Origin of the sequence: Paenibacillus whitsoniae (assembly GCF_003955665.1) — a bacterium.
In the GTDB taxonomy this organism is placed as follows: domain Bacteria; phylum Bacillota; class Bacilli; order Paenibacillales; family NBRC-103111; genus Paenibacillus_E; species Paenibacillus_E whitsoniae.
In genome coordinates this window covers 60,477-75,930 of sequence record NZ_RXHU01000013.1, presented here as the reverse complement: position 1 = coordinate 75,930, position 15,454 = coordinate 60,477, and the positions used below count along the sequence as shown (strand labels likewise).

The 15,454-nt window shown below is 56.2% G+C and carries 12 protein-coding genes; all 12 read right to left on the bottom strand.

From position 1 onward, the window contains the following. Nucleotides 1-857, bottom strand: an 857-nt coding sequence (locus EJQ19_RS04060) for a transglycosylase domain-containing protein (RefSeq protein WP_241242723.1), incomplete at its 3' end; no start/stop codon positions are given. Between the two features lie 285 nt (nt 858-1,142). Beyond that, nucleotides 1,143-1,382, bottom strand: a complete 240-nt coding sequence (gene hfq / locus EJQ19_RS04055; RefSeq protein ID WP_126139917.1) for an RNA chaperone Hfq — start codon at nt 1,380-1,382, stop codon at nt 1,143-1,145. Nucleotides 1,383-1,449: 67 nt separating this feature from the next. After that, entirely contained in the window at nt 1,450-2,418 is a 969-nt protein-coding gene (gene miaA / locus EJQ19_RS04050) for a tRNA (adenosine(37)-N6)-dimethylallyltransferase MiaA (protein ID WP_126139916.1), read from the bottom strand. Continuing rightward, nucleotides 2,415-3,188 (bottom strand): class I SAM-dependent methyltransferase, encoded by a 774-nt coding sequence (locus EJQ19_RS04045; protein WP_126139915.1) that lies wholly within the window; start codon nt 3,186-3,188, stop codon nt 2,415-2,417. The genes miaA and EJQ19_RS04045 overlap by 4 nt, the downstream gene beginning before the upstream one ends. A 4-nt stretch (nt 3,189-3,192) precedes the next feature. Beyond that, nucleotides 3,193-5,325: a DNA mismatch repair endonuclease MutL gene (gene mutL, locus EJQ19_RS04040; protein ID WP_126139914.1), complete on the bottom strand. Its 2,133-nt coding sequence runs from the start codon at nt 5,323-5,325 to the stop codon at nt 3,193-3,195. A gap of 59 nt (nt 5,326-5,384) precedes the next feature. Continuing rightward, nucleotides 5,385-6,815: a S41 family peptidase gene (locus EJQ19_RS04035; protein ID WP_164716302.1), complete on the bottom strand. Its 1,431-nt coding sequence runs from the start codon at nt 6,813-6,815 to the stop codon at nt 5,385-5,387. A 692-nt stretch (nt 6,816-7,507) separates the two neighbouring features. Beyond that, nucleotides 7,508-10,330, bottom strand: a complete 2,823-nt coding sequence (mutS, locus tag EJQ19_RS04030) for a DNA mismatch repair protein MutS (protein ID WP_126139912.1) — start codon at nt 10,328-10,330, stop codon at nt 7,508-7,510. A 175-nt stretch (nt 10,331-10,505) separates the two neighbouring features. Beyond that, a complete protein-coding gene (locus tag EJQ19_RS04025) occupies nt 10,506-11,975 on the bottom strand; it encodes a putative amidoligase domain-containing protein (protein ID WP_126139911.1) in 1,470 nt (489 codons plus the stop codon). A 156-nt stretch (nt 11,976-12,131) separates the two neighbouring features. Beyond that, complete coding sequence (locus EJQ19_RS04020; protein ID WP_126139910.1) at nt 12,132-12,692, bottom strand: outer spore coat protein CotE; 561 nt, start codon at nt 12,690-12,692, stop codon at nt 12,132-12,134. A gap of 114 nt (nt 12,693-12,806) precedes the next feature. After that, on the bottom strand, nt 12,807-13,766 hold the full coding sequence (locus tag EJQ19_RS04015; RefSeq protein WP_126139909.1) for an aromatic acid exporter family protein: 960 nt from the start codon (nt 13,764-13,766) through the stop codon (nt 12,807-12,809). 73 nt (nt 13,767-13,839) lie between these two features. Beyond that, nucleotides 13,840-14,628: an ABC transporter permease gene (locus tag EJQ19_RS04010; RefSeq protein WP_420901660.1), complete on the bottom strand. Its 789-nt coding sequence runs from the start codon at nt 14,626-14,628 to the stop codon at nt 13,840-13,842. A gap of 10 nt (nt 14,629-14,638) precedes the next feature. Further along, the gene (locus EJQ19_RS04005; RefSeq protein WP_126139907.1) at nt 14,639-15,418 is read right to left on the bottom strand and encodes an ABC transporter ATP-binding protein; all 780 of its coding nucleotides are present in this window, start codon (nt 15,416-15,418) and stop codon (nt 14,639-14,641) included. Nucleotides 15,419-15,454: the final 36 nt, after the last annotated feature.

Sequence of the window (15,454 nt, the reverse complement as noted above, 5' to 3'; positions counted from 1 at the left end):
TCGACAGCCGCTGCCTCCGCGCGTTCCGCTTCTGTAATATAGCCCTGATCAGTCATCAGCCTCAGGACAACCGCTCGCCGCTCCTTCGACAAATCCGGATGCGCCAGCGGGGAATACCGCGAAGGAGCTTTAGGAAGTGCCGCCAGCGTCGCCATTTCCCATAATTTTAAATCATTTAGGTTCGACTTGCCAAAATAAACCTTAGCTGCCGTTTTAATGCCATACGCGTTGCTGCCGAAAAAGATGCGATTTAAATATTTTTCCAAAATCTCATCTTTCGTATACCGTTCGTCAAGCGCGAACGCAATCGCCATCTCGGTACCTTTACGAAACGCTGTCTTCTCCGAGCTCAGGAATACGTTCTTCGCGAGCTGCTGCGTAATCGTGGAACCACCCTCGACGGCGCTCATATGCACGACGTCTTTCACAAGCGCGCGTCCAACTGCCCAGAAATCAACACCGGCATGCTCGTTGAACCGTCGGTCCTCCGTCGCGATGAACGCCTGCTTGAGCCGCTCCGGCACATCCTTGATGCTCACGCTTTCTCTGTTCTCACCTTTGTAGATCTTGGAAATTTCAGTGGCCGAGCTTTCCTTGCCGCCTTCCTCCATCGCATAAATGAGCGTCGATTCGTTAGCTGTATCGATTTTGTCGAGGTTGGCATCCAGAATCTTGAAGCCGCTCATAATAACCACGATGTAGACGGCCAGGGCACAAATGACGGCGACAATCGCCGCAATGATCGAGCCCATGATGACCTTGCGCCAGCTGAATTTTTTCTTGGACGATTTTTTTCCTTTGCCCTGCGTTTTATTTGGCGGTGTCTTTGTTTGATTTGTTCTCGTAGGTTTCTCCACGTTCACCGACTCCTTACTCTGATCTAACCCAACTAACCGCCTTAGCAGGCGGAAAAGTCAAGTTTCCCCTGTCTCCTCGTTCCTCTTCAAGGTTACTGCATCCTTCGAACGTATTGCAACTTCTTCAAAATAACCTCTTCCGGTCAAGCTTGCTCGCTCGCCATCAGCTTCCTAAGTACAACCTCAATAAAAGAACAACCTTTATACAAAGGTTGCTCCACACAAGTTTCTATTCGGTTAGACGCTTCACGCCACTAAAAAGTTGCAAAATGCCAAGGTGTCCGCTTATTCGGAGGCTTCTGTCGCTGCCATTAAAGAGACGGCGCGTTGCGGCGTGAACGTCGAAATGGCGTGCTTGTACACCATTTGCTGCCGGCCCTCGCTGTCGATAATGATCGTGAAGTTATCAAATGCACGAATAAGTCCTCTGATTTGAAACCCATTAGTCAAGTATACGGTAACGGGTATGCTTTCTTTACGCAGTTGGTTTAGAAAATTGTCCTGAATGTTAATGGTTTTGTTCATCAGTAGGTCCCCCTTAATGGAATGAAACGTTCGCCGGAAGGGCGCTATTTTCTATTGGTGATATTTGCTAATTATATTCGATTGGATGTCCAAACTTTCCTGCTAGTATTTCACTAATCCTTGTAAAATGCGCAGAAAAATTTGCCGTATCCGTCACATCGACCCAATGGATGTCTTTCATATGACGGAACCACGAGAGCTGGCGCTTCGCAAATCGGCGCGTATCGCGCTTGAGCAGCGTGACAGCACCGTCCAGGCTAAGCTCGCCTTCCAGATAAGCAACAATCTCTTTATAGCCGAGTGCTTGCATCGAGATCGCCGTCTTGGGGCAGCCGGCAGTGAGGATGGACTGCACTTCCTCCACAAGGCCTTCGGCCATCATGGCATCGATCCGCTCCTCGATCCGCTGATACAGCAGTGCGCGATCCATCGTGAGGCCGATGATACATAGTTCGTAAGGAGATTCTTTTTTCTGGGCGGCAAGGTGCGACGTCATCGTTTCTCCGGAGACATGGAAAATTTCCAGGGCCCGAATGACGCGCCTACGGTCGTTGGCGTGCAGCCTCTCCGCGCTTTCCGGATCGACTTCCCGCAGCTTCGCATGCAGCGCTTCTTCGCCGTGTTGATCGGCGTACGCTTCCTGCTCCTGACGGAACGCCTCGTCCATGCTTACATCGGTAAACTGAAAATTGTAGCATACCGATTCAATATAAAGTCCCGTACCGCCGACGATAAAAGGCAGCTTGCCGCGCCCGTGAATCTCTGCGATCAGCTGTTTGACGCGCTCCTGAAACTCGGCAGCCGAGAACGGATAGGCAGGATCATGAATATCAATCAAATGATGCGGCACAAGCGCTTGCTCCTCGGGACTGGCCTTCGCCGTCCCAATATCCATGCCCCGATACACCTGCATCGAATCGCCTGATATAATCTCGCAATTGAAGCGCCGGGCGATCTCCAGGCTGAGCTTGGTTTTGCCGACCGCGGTCGGACCGAGCAGCACGAGTAATTTCGGCTTGGCCGGTGGTACTTTCACAGTCGAATCACTCCATACGTTGTTTTCGTGGTGGACCGCAGCACATTCTCGAATCCGAGTCTGGCAAACTCCGGGCTGTCCCGGTGCTCCTTAAGCACGATGCATTTGCGTGCAACGCGCTTCGCCTCCGCAATCGCCTCCACGCTTACAGCCGCATCATTCGCACGGCTCCGTAAGGTCGACATCGCCGCCGATTCCTGAATCGGCCTGCGAAACATCGGATCGAAATAGATGATGTCTACACTTCCGGACGCAGCTTGCTGCAAGTAGGACAAATGATCCGTCCGTCTCACGTCGATCCGCCGCATCGCGTCGTTCACCTCGGGAATGTCGGACTCGTAGCGAACGAGCCCTTCCTGAATCAGCATCGCAGGCACGGCCTCGCTCTCGAGCGCCGTCACCCGGCCCTGATCCCCCACGGCAAAAGCAAAAACAATGCTGTCGGACGCCAGCCCCGCCGTGCAGTCCAGCACACGATCCCCCGGCGCAGCGCCGGAGAGCTCGATCAGCGTGTCGGCTTCGCCTCGCAGCATCCGCTTGATCCGGACGAGCGACATGCTCGGATGGAAAAATGCGGGCGGTTCATCTTCTTCATAGTACCTGATCTCTTCCCGGGTCACAAGCAGAATGCCTTCATCTTTATAATTTCTCCCAAGATGTTCCAAAGAATACTTCTTCCGGGGCACGAACCTGCCGCCGTAACGGGCGGCGAGGCTGCGCGCATAGTCCGCCGTTTCCGGGGACGGGTCATACGATGTGGTTACGATCACAGGGTTACATCACTCGCTTAAACATTTTTTCCAGCTCATAGGTGGTGAAGCTCACGACAATCGGACGGCCGTGCGGGCACGTATACGGATTCCGGCAGCCCGCCAGGCGGTCGATGAGCGTTTCCATCTCCAGGATACTGAGTCCTTGATTCGCTTTGATCGAAGCCTTGCAGGAGCACATAATCGCCGCTTTCTCCCGCAGCTTGGCAATATCCAGTGCCTTGCGCTCGGTCAGCACCCATTCGCACATTTCTTCAATAATGCCTTTCTCTTCGCCGGACGGGAACCAGTGCGGATAGGCGCGAACAAGAAAGGTGCTGCCCCCGAAAGCCTCCAAATAAACGCCCGCCTGCTCAAAAAGCCCCAGCTTTTCGGCGAGCACCCCCGCCTCCGAAGCCGTAAATTCGAGCGTGATGGGCACGAGCAGCTCCTGGCTGGCCTCAGCAGGATTGCCAAAACGCTCATAAAAATATTCATAATTGATCCGCTCATGCGCAGCATGCTGATCGATCAGGTACAGGCCGCTCTCATTTTGCGCGACTAGATACGTGCCGTGCATTTGCCCGATCGGCTCCAACTGCGGGAAGGCCGGGAGCGTCGGCGCTTCGGTGTCGCCGCTGCCCGGCAGCGCGCCGAGGAAGTTCTCATGAGCCTGCCGCTGCTGGCTCAGCGAAGCGGGACGCGCCGGCGCCGCCGGCTGGGCGCGGAAACTTTCGGCCGGGCGAAGCGCTTCGCGGCCGCTGTCGGTCCGATTCCCCGCCGTGCGGGCGGGAATCGGCGCGGTCATGCCGCTCGCCGGCGACACGTCGCTGCGAGCGGGCGCAGCTTCGGCGCGCGCGGAGGCAGCGTCCGCGCGCCAGGATGACGCCGCCGGGGCTTGCGGCTCGCGGTAAGGCGCGAGCTGCTCCTTGATCTGCGACGGCGCGGGGTTGCCGGTCGCGGACGTCCGTGCGTCCGCGGGCGGTGCCGGCGGCGGGGCATCAGCCGGCCACGGGGCTGCTTGCGACGGCGCATCGTCCGGCGCACCGGCATCTACAGCCAGCGAAGCGCCAAGCTGCGGCTGTAATGGCTCGAGCGTGCGGCTCAGATCGAGCTGCTCCTGCACGAAGGCGCCCTTCGGCGCTGATTTCACCGCTTGCGGAATCAGCACCTGGCGGCCGAACAGCCGTTTCACCTCGGCTTCGATTAAAGCTGTCAGCTCCGCTTCCTTCGAGAAGCGGACTTCCAGCTTGGATGGATGCACGTTGACATCCACCAAGGACGGGTCCATCCCGATGTGCAGCGCCGCCACCGGGAACCGGTTAATCGGCAGCAGGGTGTGGTACCCCTGCAGCAGTGCCTGATTCAGCGCGAAATTGCGCACGTATCGGCCATTGACAATGGTCGATATGCCGCCTCGGTTCGCGCGGGTCATTTCGGGCTTCGCCACGAAGCCCGTAATCGTATAATCCAAGCTTTCCACTTGGAGAGGAAGCATTTGCTTGGCGATCGCCGTCCCGTAAATGCCGGCGATGACCTGCAGCAGATCCCCGTTGCCGAGCGTCTGCAGCAGCGAATTGCCGTTGTGCTTGAGCGAGAAGCCGATCGACGGATGGGCCAGCGCCAAGCGGTACATATAATCCGAGATGTGACCCAACTCGGTCTGGATCGTTTTCATATATTTGAGCCGCGCCGGGGTGTTGTAGAACAAGTCGCGCACCGTGACTTCGGTTCCCCGCGAAGCGGCGGTTTCCTCAAAATGGCGGACTGTGCCGCCTTCGATCACGATTTTACGGCCCAAGCCGTCGCTCGTCGCGCTCGTCACGCACTCCAGCCGCGACACCGACGCGATACTCGGCAAAGCCTCGCCGCGGAAGCCCAGCGTCCGAATCGAGAACAAGTCCTTGCTCGTTGCAATCTTGCTTGTCGCATGGCGTTGGAACGCCAGCTCACAGTCCTCCGTCTCCATACCGGAGCCGTTGTCCGCCACCCGAATGAGGGTAAGCCCGCCCTCTTCAATGGTCACGTCGATGCGCGTGCTTCCGGCATCAACTGCATTTTCCACCAATTCCTTCACTACGGAAGAAGGGCGTTCGACCACCTCGCCGGCGGCAATCTGGTTTGCGATGTGCTCGCTCAGGAGCTGAATTTTACCCATGGGTTAATTCCCCTTTACATGCAGTGTTCAGAAAGTTGATCAAAAGATGATTTTTTGAACTACCCCTTTACAGCGTGGAGTGTTACTTGGTCTCCTTGTTCGGTTACCTGCAGTCCCGGGAAGTAGCTTTTGAATAGATCCACGTTCACATAGCTGTTGCCGGCTTCAATCACGAGTTGGTCGTCCGCTACCGGAATCGAGAACGTGTTCTTGCCGTCCGTCAAATCGACCGTCCGTTTCACATCGTTCCACGTAATGCCTGCACCCACAAGCGCCGCAAGTCCCCTCGTATTTGCAAAAAGGTGATCCTTCTCGCGGAAGTTGCCAAACGTTCCGCCGCTCAGTTCAGCGCCGTTGAATGTCACGCGATGCTTCGTAAGGCCGACTGTGATGTCGTTTATGCCGGATTTTTGCAAAGCTGTAATGAGCTGTGCGGCACTGCCCTCAACTTTAACATCCGGTGTAATGCCAACTTTGTTCACCTTGCGCATGTTCGGCGTCAAATATTCCTCGATGGTCACTTTGAGCGCATTGTTATTATCCAGTTCAAAAAGCTGCTGCACACTGCCCTTGCCGAACGTCTGCACGCCGATCACTTTCGCCTTGTTGTAGTCCTGCAAAGCCCCCGACAGTACCTCGGAAGCCGATGCACTGTTCTCATTCGCTAAAATATAAACCGGAATCGACAACTCGCTGCCGCCGGTAATCGGAACCGGATCGTCGTTGCCAAAGCGGTCGCGCGTATGTATCAGGACGCCTTCTTTGACAAAATGCTTCGCAATGTTCTGGGCAGTGTCAACCAGGCCGCCCGGATTGTTCCGCACATCGATAATAAGCGACTTCAACCCTTTGGCTTGCAGCGCTTTGAGCTGTGTATCAAAATCCTCATCGGCATCGCTCGAAAAATCCGAAATCGCCATATACCCCACGCCGCCTGCCAGGCTGGCGCTCGTTACTTCCGGTGCGTTAATGCCTTTGCGGGTGATTTCAAAGGTCAATTCTTTGTCACCGCGAAGCACCGTCAGCTTCACTTTCGTGCCGGCTTCGCCGATCACTTTGTTCCTTACTTCGTCGATCGACGTTGTGGAGGCCGGTACACCATCAATGGCTCGCACGTAATCATCCCGTTGGAGTCCTGCCGCTTCCGCTGCAGAGCCCGGGAAAACTTCATCAATATAAACGCCTTGGTCATCGAGACCGATGCGCGCTCCCATACCGACATAGTTGTTTTCCAAGCTGTTTGTAAATTGACCGTATTGATCCCCGGAGAAAAATACCGTGTATGGATCATTAAGCCCTTTGATCATCTGGTCGATGCTCTTGCCTGCCAAATCTTCCATCGTCACGCCGCTTACATGCAGCTTGCCGATAATTTCACGCACCTGCTGCGTCGCCAAGTCTTCTGCCGCCATTGCATTCACCGGCAAAGCCGCCAGTAAAGCGCCGAATGCCAGGGAGACCTTTAATGCTTTGATTGCTTTCTTTTTCATGCACGTTCCTCCTGCTTCCATGTGATAGATGTCGAGCTGCAACGTTTTTCTTTCATCTGAACTGGAATTTCTCATTTGCTTCTATAAGACACTTTCCCACCGATAAACTGGAAAACCTCCAGCTCATCAAAGCCATCTAGCCCACTCAAGCCTATTCGCAGCCAATTAAGTTGGAGAAAATCGAAGAACAGATGGAAATTCCTGCAAAAAGGCAGGCTTTCCTTGAAAATCAAGACGATTTTCACCAAATTCCTGCAAAAAGGCAGTTTTTTACGCCGAGCTCACTCCCAAAAAGGGAATTTCATTGAGATTCCTGCTTTTTTACAGGCATTTCATCGAATCTGACCGGAAATGAGGAAGATTCCTGCTTTTTTGCAGGCTTGATGCTCCCAGCTCTCGGGACTGTGGCGACCGTTAAAATCCATATTGCCTGCTTTTTGGGACAATAGGCGCTGTGGCAGCCGTTACAGCTTCACCTTACCGGTCTGTTGTCCATTAAGCAGCAATCCCCCAAAAGTTTGACCACCACGACCCCTTTAAGACCCTGCCTAAGCAGCAGCCCCAAACACAGGGATTTTATTCAATCCATCGCGGGGATGAGCAAAGCCCCTGCTTTTTTGCGGGTTTTGCTTCCCCGATCGGACTCATTCTCTGTTCCGCAGCTGGATGCTCTGCGGCGGTACACACGCTTCCTAGTGCAGCTTCTGTTTCAATTCATAAACGAGATTGAGCGCCTGGAGCGGCGTCATGTTAATGAGGTCAACGTCTTTGAGTTGATCGAGCACCTGCTGCGATTTCGGATCGAGCTTTTTCTTCTGCACCGGCGGCGCGTCTTCGTCATCAAAAAGCGATAGCTGCTGAATGCCGCCCGCGCTTGGCGCAGCGGATCCCGAGGCAGCCGCTGCGGTTGACGCAGACTCCTGAGCAGCCGTGACAGCCGCGAGCGATTCCGGCTCGGAGCTAGCCGCGGTCACCGGTTCTGCCGCAAGTCCCGCCGAAGATGCCGCAGCCAGACCGGCTGCAAACCCGGCGTCATAAGCCGCACTCGGCCGCTCCTTCACCGCCCCGGCTGAATGCGCTGCGCCGGGCTCGACGCCCGCTGCGCTCTGTGCGGCTGCGGCGGCCCGCTCTTCAAAGCCCTGCAGCAGCACATAGGAGCGCTGGATGATGTCCTGCGGAAGCCCTGCGATTTCAGCGCAGTAGATGCCGTAGCTTGTGCTCGCCGCGCCCGGAATCAGCTTGCGCAGAAACGTCACCTGACGGCCGCTTTCTTTGACGGCCATGCAGTGATTGCGCAAGTTCGCGAGGCTCTCCTCGAGATGCGCCAGCTCATGGAAGTGCGTCGAGACGAGCGTCTTGCAGCCGATGCGGTCGTGCAGAAACTCGATGACGGCCTGCGCAATCGCCATGCCCTCTCCGGTCGAGGTGCCGCGGCCCAGTTCATCGATGATGACGAGGCTTTGCCGCGTCGCCTTCTCGGTCATGACCTGGATGTCCATCATCTCGACCATGAACGTGCTCTGCCCGCCGATGAGATCGTCGGCGGCGCCGATCCGCGTGAAGATCCGGTCGGTGACCGGGATGCGCGCGGAGGCCGCAGGCACAAAGCAGCCAATCTGCGCCATCAGGCAGATCACGGCCACTTGCCGCATATACGTACTCTTACCGGCCATGTTCGGCCCGGTAATGAGCAGAATGCGGCCCTCCTCTTGGACAAGGCTCGTATCGTTCGCGATGAACGAGCCGTCCTGGATGACCGCCTCCACCACCGGATGGCGGCCTTCCTTAATCTCGAGATCGAAGCCTTCGCCGATCTCGGGCCGTTTGAAATGCTGTGCCGCCGAAACCGCGGCCAGCGATTGGTACACATCGGCGGTGGCGATGACTTCCGCCAGCTTTTGCAATCTGGAAATATGCTGGGAAATCCGGTCGCGCAGCTCCGTAAACAGCTCATATTCCAGATCAACCATTTTATCCTGCGCTTCCAGAATGAGCGATTCCTTCTCTTTCAGCTCCGGCGTCACATACCGCTCGGCATTCGCCAGCGTCTGCTTGCGCTCGTAGCGGTCTTCCTGCAACGCCGACATGTTCGCTTTCGTCACTTCAATGAAGTAGCCGAACACTTTGTTGTAGCCGATCTTCAGCGACTTGATGCCAGTCGCCTCGCGCTCCTTGCGCTCGAGCTCGGCGATCCATTGCTTGCCGTTCGTGCTTGCTTCGCGCAGCTGATCGAGGTATGGCTGGTAGCCCTCCCGAATCATGCCGCCGTCGCGGATCGAAACCGGAGGCTCGTCCACAATGGCGCTGGCGATCCACGCCATCACGTCGGCGCAGTCGTCCATATCCGCCACGAGTTTGCGCAAAGTCTCCGAGCCGGACGCCGCGCACACTTGCTGGAGCGTCGGCACCTGCATGAGCGAATGCTTCAGCGCCACCATATCGCGGGCGTTCGCATTGCCGTACGAAATGCGCGCAACAAGACGCTCCAAGTCGTACACTTCCTTGAGGGCGCTTTTGACGTCCTCCCGAACGATCAGCTGGTTGTACAGCAGATTGACCGCTTCCAGCCGCTCTTCGATCCGGGCCACGCTCATGAGCGGCTTCTCAATCCAACGGCGCAGCATCCTCGCGCCCATCGCCGTCACGGTTTTGTCAAGCAGCCAGAGCAGAGATCCTTTTTTCGCCCGCTCCCGCACCGTCTCAACCAACTCCAGGTTCCGGCGCGTGAACGGATCCATCGTCATATATTGGGCAGGTTCGTAAATGCGGATATGCTTCACATGCGTCAATGCGCGTTTTTGCGTTTCTTTCAAATAAGCGAGCAGCAGGGCCACACCGTGCCGGCTCAGAGGCGTAAGCTCCTGCCGCGCGCTATCCTCCGCAAAATGCTCCTCCAGCAATCCTTCATCTGCGCGCGTCCACTCGGTCAGCACGAGATTGCGTCCCCAGGCTGCGCCGGAATCGCGGATTTTCGCGATCAGCCCGCTGTCCGTCACAATTTCCGATGGGTTGTAGACGTTCATTTCGTCCAGCACAAGCTCCCAGGAGCCCTGTAATTGCGTGGCATACAATTCGCCTGTCGAAATATCGCAAGCCGTAAAAGCATACCCCTGCACGTCCCCTGCGAGCGAAACGATATAGTTATTGCTGGCTTCGCCCAGCAGCTTGCTGTCCATCACGGTACCCGGCGTCACGATCCGCACGATCTCCCGCTTCACGACGCCTTTGGCCTGCGCCGGATCTTCTGTTTGCTCGCAGATCGCAACTTTGTACCCTTTTTCCACCAGACGGGCCATGTACGTTTCGGCCGAGTGATGCGGGACGCCGCACATCGGAATTTTCTCGTCAACGCCGCCTTCTCGGCCGGTTAGCGTAATCTCAAGCTCTCGTGACGCGTTGATGGCATCCTCAAAGAACATCTCATAAAAATCGCCTAAACGAAAAAACAAAAATGCATCCGGCACCTGCGCCTTGACGGCGAGGTACTGCTGAATCATCGGCGTGTATGCAGCCACCTTGTTTCCCCCAACCTCTACCTAAACTCTATTGCCTCTTATGCTATGAAACTACCAAATTCTTTTCAAAGACATGTAGAAAAGCAGCCCTCTGCCGGCCGGCCATTCGTACAGGCCAAGCCGCGCAGCGACAGAACGTCGGGCAGCTTCTCAATATAACACTATCGTTCATCTATTATAGCACGATTCTTTCTTCCTTGGCTTCTTTCGGCGAGGGGGTCGCAATTTTCCATGCTTCGCGAATGTCCGCACTTTCATCCCACGGCTCCATCGACATGATGCGCTCGTAAAAACGCTCCAATAGACCCGCATGCACCTCGTAACCCTGCAGTCTGCGCAGCTCCTGCCATAGCTTCGCAACGACGCCATGCACCATCGACTTGTCCCCGCGGTAGTATGCCGCCTGGATACCCTTCTCTTGCAGTGGCTGATACCCGAGCCGGCTGTAGTTGTTCACCACCAGCGAGGCGAGCGCAAAAACGCCGCCGGTAATCAGAGGCGAAGCCAGCCAACTGGGCAGGGTGCGGTATTCGAAGCCGCCGTGTGATTTCCGGCGATAATCGCCGAGGAATCCGTACCGCGGTCTCCGCCCCCGCGTCGACTCGCTCTCGAGCAAAATGAGCGGCAGCGCCACGTAATTATCGAGCGCGCGCAGCAAATGCGCATTCAGCCAGCAGCGGCTGAAATGCAGGTGCCCGCCGAGCGGATAGCCCTTCACGGGCATACCGCCAGAGAGCCAGGCGAGCCGCGAGTCCGTAATTTTGCGCGCGGCCAGCCCCATCGTCGCCTGCACGTGCCTGACGAGCTGCAGCGGATCAGGCGTCGGCTGCGGGCGCAGCTCCGCCAGCGGCAGAATCAAGCGATGCCCGCTCAGCACGATCGCATCGCTGCCGACAGCGCCGTCCCGCGTCAAAAAGCGGTCGGCGAAGACGACCTTGCCTTCCGGGCTGCGCAGCAGAAATTCGGGATCGCAGCCGAGCACGACACGCTCCGCACGCTGCAGCTCCTCTGCATATGCACGGTCGTAGGCATTGATCGCTTGCGCAAACACCGCCAGCAGCTTGTCATTCAGCCGCGGCGCCGGCTCCACATCAAGCACAAGCGTATGCCCGTCGACCGTGATGCCGATGCTGACTAGCCCATAGTCGATTCCCAGGGCGTAGATCGCCTTGACCGACTCCCGACACGCCCGGCGAACGTGATAATTGGTCTGCGCAGGGGGCACTTCGACGTACGCCGCCTTTTGACCCGCCTGCCGCTGATCTTGCAAGGAACGCTCGGCCAGCAACAGCGTCTCCTTTTTCTCATAGACAACGAGGGTCTGGAGATGAAAAACCGCGACTTTATACTTCGTCTTGAACAGCCGCTGTGGTGCTCGCTCCCGCTCCCGGCGCGCATAGGACGCCATCGTTTTGATGCCGTGAAGCTCCAGCAGCTCTTCCCGCTTGCGGCGGTTTTGCGCCCGAATCGCAGCCCTTAGCGGCTGCAGCGCAGGCTGCCGGGGGCATTCGTCATGCGCGGCGCCCCAATGGATCAGGCGGTGCCCCTGCCAACCCTCCGGCAATTTGCTGCCGCTGGGGATGTGAAGCAAGCCGGCCAGCGCCAATGCATCTTTTTCGCCTCCGTGTAAAAAGAATGTTTCCATGTCTCCACTACTCCTTCGCTTGCCAGGATGAGCGCTGAAGCCGGTTATTCGCCTATTTTCCCGTATACAACAAAAAAGAGGGCAAATGCCCTCTGCCGAACCCGATAGGCCAGCATACACTAGCGTATAAAGTTCCTTAGGAGAATTGCCGCTCCCTTAATCCAATTCGTCTTCGAGCAGCTCAGCGTCCAGATCCTCGAAATCTCCGCTGTCGTCGAAGTCCACGTGCTTGTCGTCGAAATCGTTGCAGCCGTTCTCACAAACGACTACGCACACTTTCGTTTCGGCCACAAGCTCCACTTGAAATTCCCGTTCCACTCGAATGATCACGCTGTCGCCGCTCGAAGAGATGCTTGCTTCCACACAGTTGGGCTCTTGCGTTGCGACAGCGGATACTTCCGCCGTCGTCGGCTTATGTTTTTTGTCCAAATAGCTTAATCCGACGACTTCTACATAAGAAACGGTTTCTTTGGCTACGTCTGTTTTCGTGTTGCGATCGTAAGAATACCAGATGTTGATATCGTAAGTACCAACTACCTCTACGCCCTCGCCAGAATGGACCGCCTCGAATTGATTATTGATAATCCAAGCGCCCAAGATACTGGTTGGAGAATAAGGCGGAGTCACGGTATGACTTACATGCGAAAATTTGCGCCCTTTACCGCAGACAGCTTTTGTAATGATCTCTCTGCACTGCAAATCTTTATCTAATGACATCCTTTCAACCTCCTCCATACAATCATTCCTTACAATTGTATGCAGGACACCAGTCTAGAGTGACAATTATTTTATATTATTTTTGAGCCTTAAACCTAGGGATTTCTGTCAGAGTCAACCCGCCGCCGGGCGATGCTTTTTTTGCTTTTTCGCAATGGCCAAAAATTGCATGAGCTCCCGATTGAGCTGTAAAATCGCGGCCCGCACCTCGAATTCCTCGCGGCTTCCGGGCAGCGGCATCGCTTTGTAACGGTTGTCCAGCTCTTGCAATTCTTTCTCGGCCTTGCCTGTATAGTAGTCTTCCTTGACAGTTTGGCTAATATCTTCGAAGATCGCGGCAACCAGCTCGCCCTGCGGCAAAGTCTGGTACACCTGAGCCACAAGATCCATCATACGCGTAATCGATTCCAGCTGTTCCGTCCGCATGTAGAAATACACCCGCCAGTATGGATCGCCCCCGAAAAGCAGCGTATTCTCCATCGTCCGCTTCGCCAAATCCGCGCCGCGCTCAATCGCTTCTCCCGCTTCCAGCAGCTCCTTGCCGTCCCAGACAATCGTATTGTCGCGCAGATGATTCGCAATATGCAAGAAAATCGCGGAAAACAGCCGCTCTACCTCCTGGCGATAGGCGGTCAGCTGGGAATCGGTTTTGGGCATGTACGCAATGTTGATCAGCGTAGCCGTTCCAAGCCCTATCACGAGCAAATACAGTTCATTCAGCACCGCATGAAGACCTGCGTCCTCATAAGCGTACAGATGCAGCATCACCACCGCGCCGGTCACAGTCCCTTCACTGATCCGAAGGCGATGCAGCAGCGGGAAAACAAGCAGCACGAACACACCGACGACCCAGATTTGAAACCCGAACAGCATCAACAAGCCCGAACCGATCAACAAAGCGAGAATCGAAGCCGCGATGCGGTGCAGCGCACTGCGAATGCCTTTCTTTTTCGTCACTTCGACGCCTAAAATAGCAAGCAGCGCCGCAGCGGCCGGCGAATGTACGCCGAACAGATGAGCCAGATACATCGCAATGACGACGGCGACAGCCGTTTTCCACACACGAAAGCCCATAGTCTCCCCCTCCTTGCAGGTTCTCTCTATGGGCTTCATTATTCCATTAAGTTCCTTGCTTGACAAGGGCTCGTTATCGGTGCCGGGTCAGCCGCTTCTCCAGCTTTGCCACCAGTTGGTACATGACGGTCGCGACAACCGCGATCACAAACAATGTAGAAATGACCAATGTAAAATTAAACACCTGGAAGCCGTAGATAATCAAATAGCCCAGACCTTCCTTCGCCACAAGAAATTCCCCGACGATTACGCCGATCCAGGCGAGACCGACGTTGACCTTCAGTGTGGAAACAATCGCCGGAAAAGACGCCGGAAGTATCGCCTGGCGGAACACCTGCCGCTTCGAACCGCCGAACAGCTTGACGACTTTGACGTAGTTCGGGTCGACTTCCTTGAAGCTTCCATATACGACCAGCGTCGTGATGATGACGGTGATCGACAGCGTCGTCGCAATAATGGACAGGAGGCCGGGCCCCAGTCCGACGATAAATAGCGGGCCGAGCGCGACCTTCGGCATACTGTTCAGCACGACGATATAGGGATCGAGCACACGCGAAAGAAACGGCGACCACCAGATGAGCACCGCCAGCAGGGTGCCGAACAAGGTGCCCAGCACGAAACCGATCAACGTCTCCTCGATCGTCACGCCGACATGGGGCAGCAAGGTGCCGTCGAGGAGCTTATCCCAGAGCAGACGGAGGATTTTCGTCGGGTAGCTGAACAGCAGCACGTCAATCCATTTCAGACGGGCAGCCGCCTCCCAGAGCAGCAGGAACACCAGGAGGATCGCGGCCTGCACGACCCGCACCCAGACGGTTTGCTTTTTCAGCGCCTTCAGATGCGCCCCATGCGCTTCCTCCATAAGTTTGTCTTTATCGGTCGGCATCGCTCTCACCTCCAAATTCCTGCCACACCTCGCGGAAAAGTCCGTGGAAGCTCGGCAGCTCCCTGGCCAGCAGCGGCGAGGCGCTGCGAATGTCGGCCGGCACGTCGAACACCCGTCGCAACCTGCCTGGGTTCGGGTCGAGCACGAGAATGCGGTCGCTCATCGCAATCGCCTCCGACATGTCGTGCGTGACGAGCAGCGCCGTTTTCTTCTTCGCGCGCAATGTTCGCAGCACGAGGTCTTCAAGCTGCAGCTTGGTCTGATAATCGAGCGCGGAGAACGGCTCGTCGAGCAGCAGCAGCTCCGGGTCCGTCGCCAGTGTCCGAACGAGCGCTACCCGTTGGCGCATGCCGCCGGACAGCTGTGTCGGGTAATAGTCCTTGAAGCGCAGCAGCCCCATTTCGTCCAGCAGCTCCAACGTGCTTTGTTTCGTTTCGGGGGTCAGCCTGCCCTCGATTTCAAGCCCGAACCAGCTGTTGGCTTCAATTGTGCGCCACGGAAACAGATAGTCCTGCTGGAGCATATAGCCGACCTTGGAAGAGGGCCCGCGGACGGGCTCTCCACCGACTTCGACGCCGCCAGCCGTCGGCAAGATCAGTCCCGCGATCATGGACAAGAGGGTCGTCTTGCCGCAGCCGCTGGGACCGATCAGCGAGACGAATTCCCCCTGCCCGATCGAAAAATCAATGTCCTGCACGGCGAGCGTCGCCCGTTCTTCCGTTACATACACATGCGTGACTCCTGTTACTTTTACAGCGGATGTCATGGTCCCTACCTCCTTGTCGACGACCCTGCTTCGTCA

Bases quoted from the DNA above. Each gene is read 5' to 3' on its own strand.
- EJQ19_RS04020 (WP_126139910.1), bottom strand. From the start codon at position 12,692: ATGTCATTAGATAAAGATTTGCAGTGCAGAGAGATCATTACAAAAGCT.
- mutL (WP_126139914.1), bottom strand. From the start codon at position 5,325: ATGGGTAAAATTCAGCTCCTGAGCGAGCACATCGCAAACCAGATTGCC.
- EJQ19_RS04010 (WP_420901660.1), bottom strand. From the start codon at position 14,628: ATGGAGGAAGCGCATGGGGCGCATCTGAAGGCGCTGAAAAAGCAAACC.
- EJQ19_RS04015 (WP_126139909.1), bottom strand. From the start codon at position 13,766: ATGGGCTTTCGTGTGTGGAAAACGGCTGTCGCCGTCGTCATTGCGATG.
- hfq (WP_126139917.1), bottom strand. From the start codon at position 1,382: ATGAACAAAACCATTAACATTCAGGACAATTTTCTAAACCAACTGCGT.
- EJQ19_RS04035 (WP_164716302.1), bottom strand. From the start codon at position 6,815: ATGAAAAAGAAAGCAATCAAAGCATTAAAGGTCTCCCTGGCATTCGGC.
- EJQ19_RS04005 (WP_126139907.1), bottom strand. From the start codon at position 15,418: ATGACATCCGCTGTAAAAGTAACAGGAGTCACGCATGTGTATGTAACG.
- EJQ19_RS04025 (WP_126139911.1), bottom strand. From the start codon at position 11,975: ATGGAAACATTCTTTTTACACGGAGGCGAAAAAGATGCATTGGCGCTG.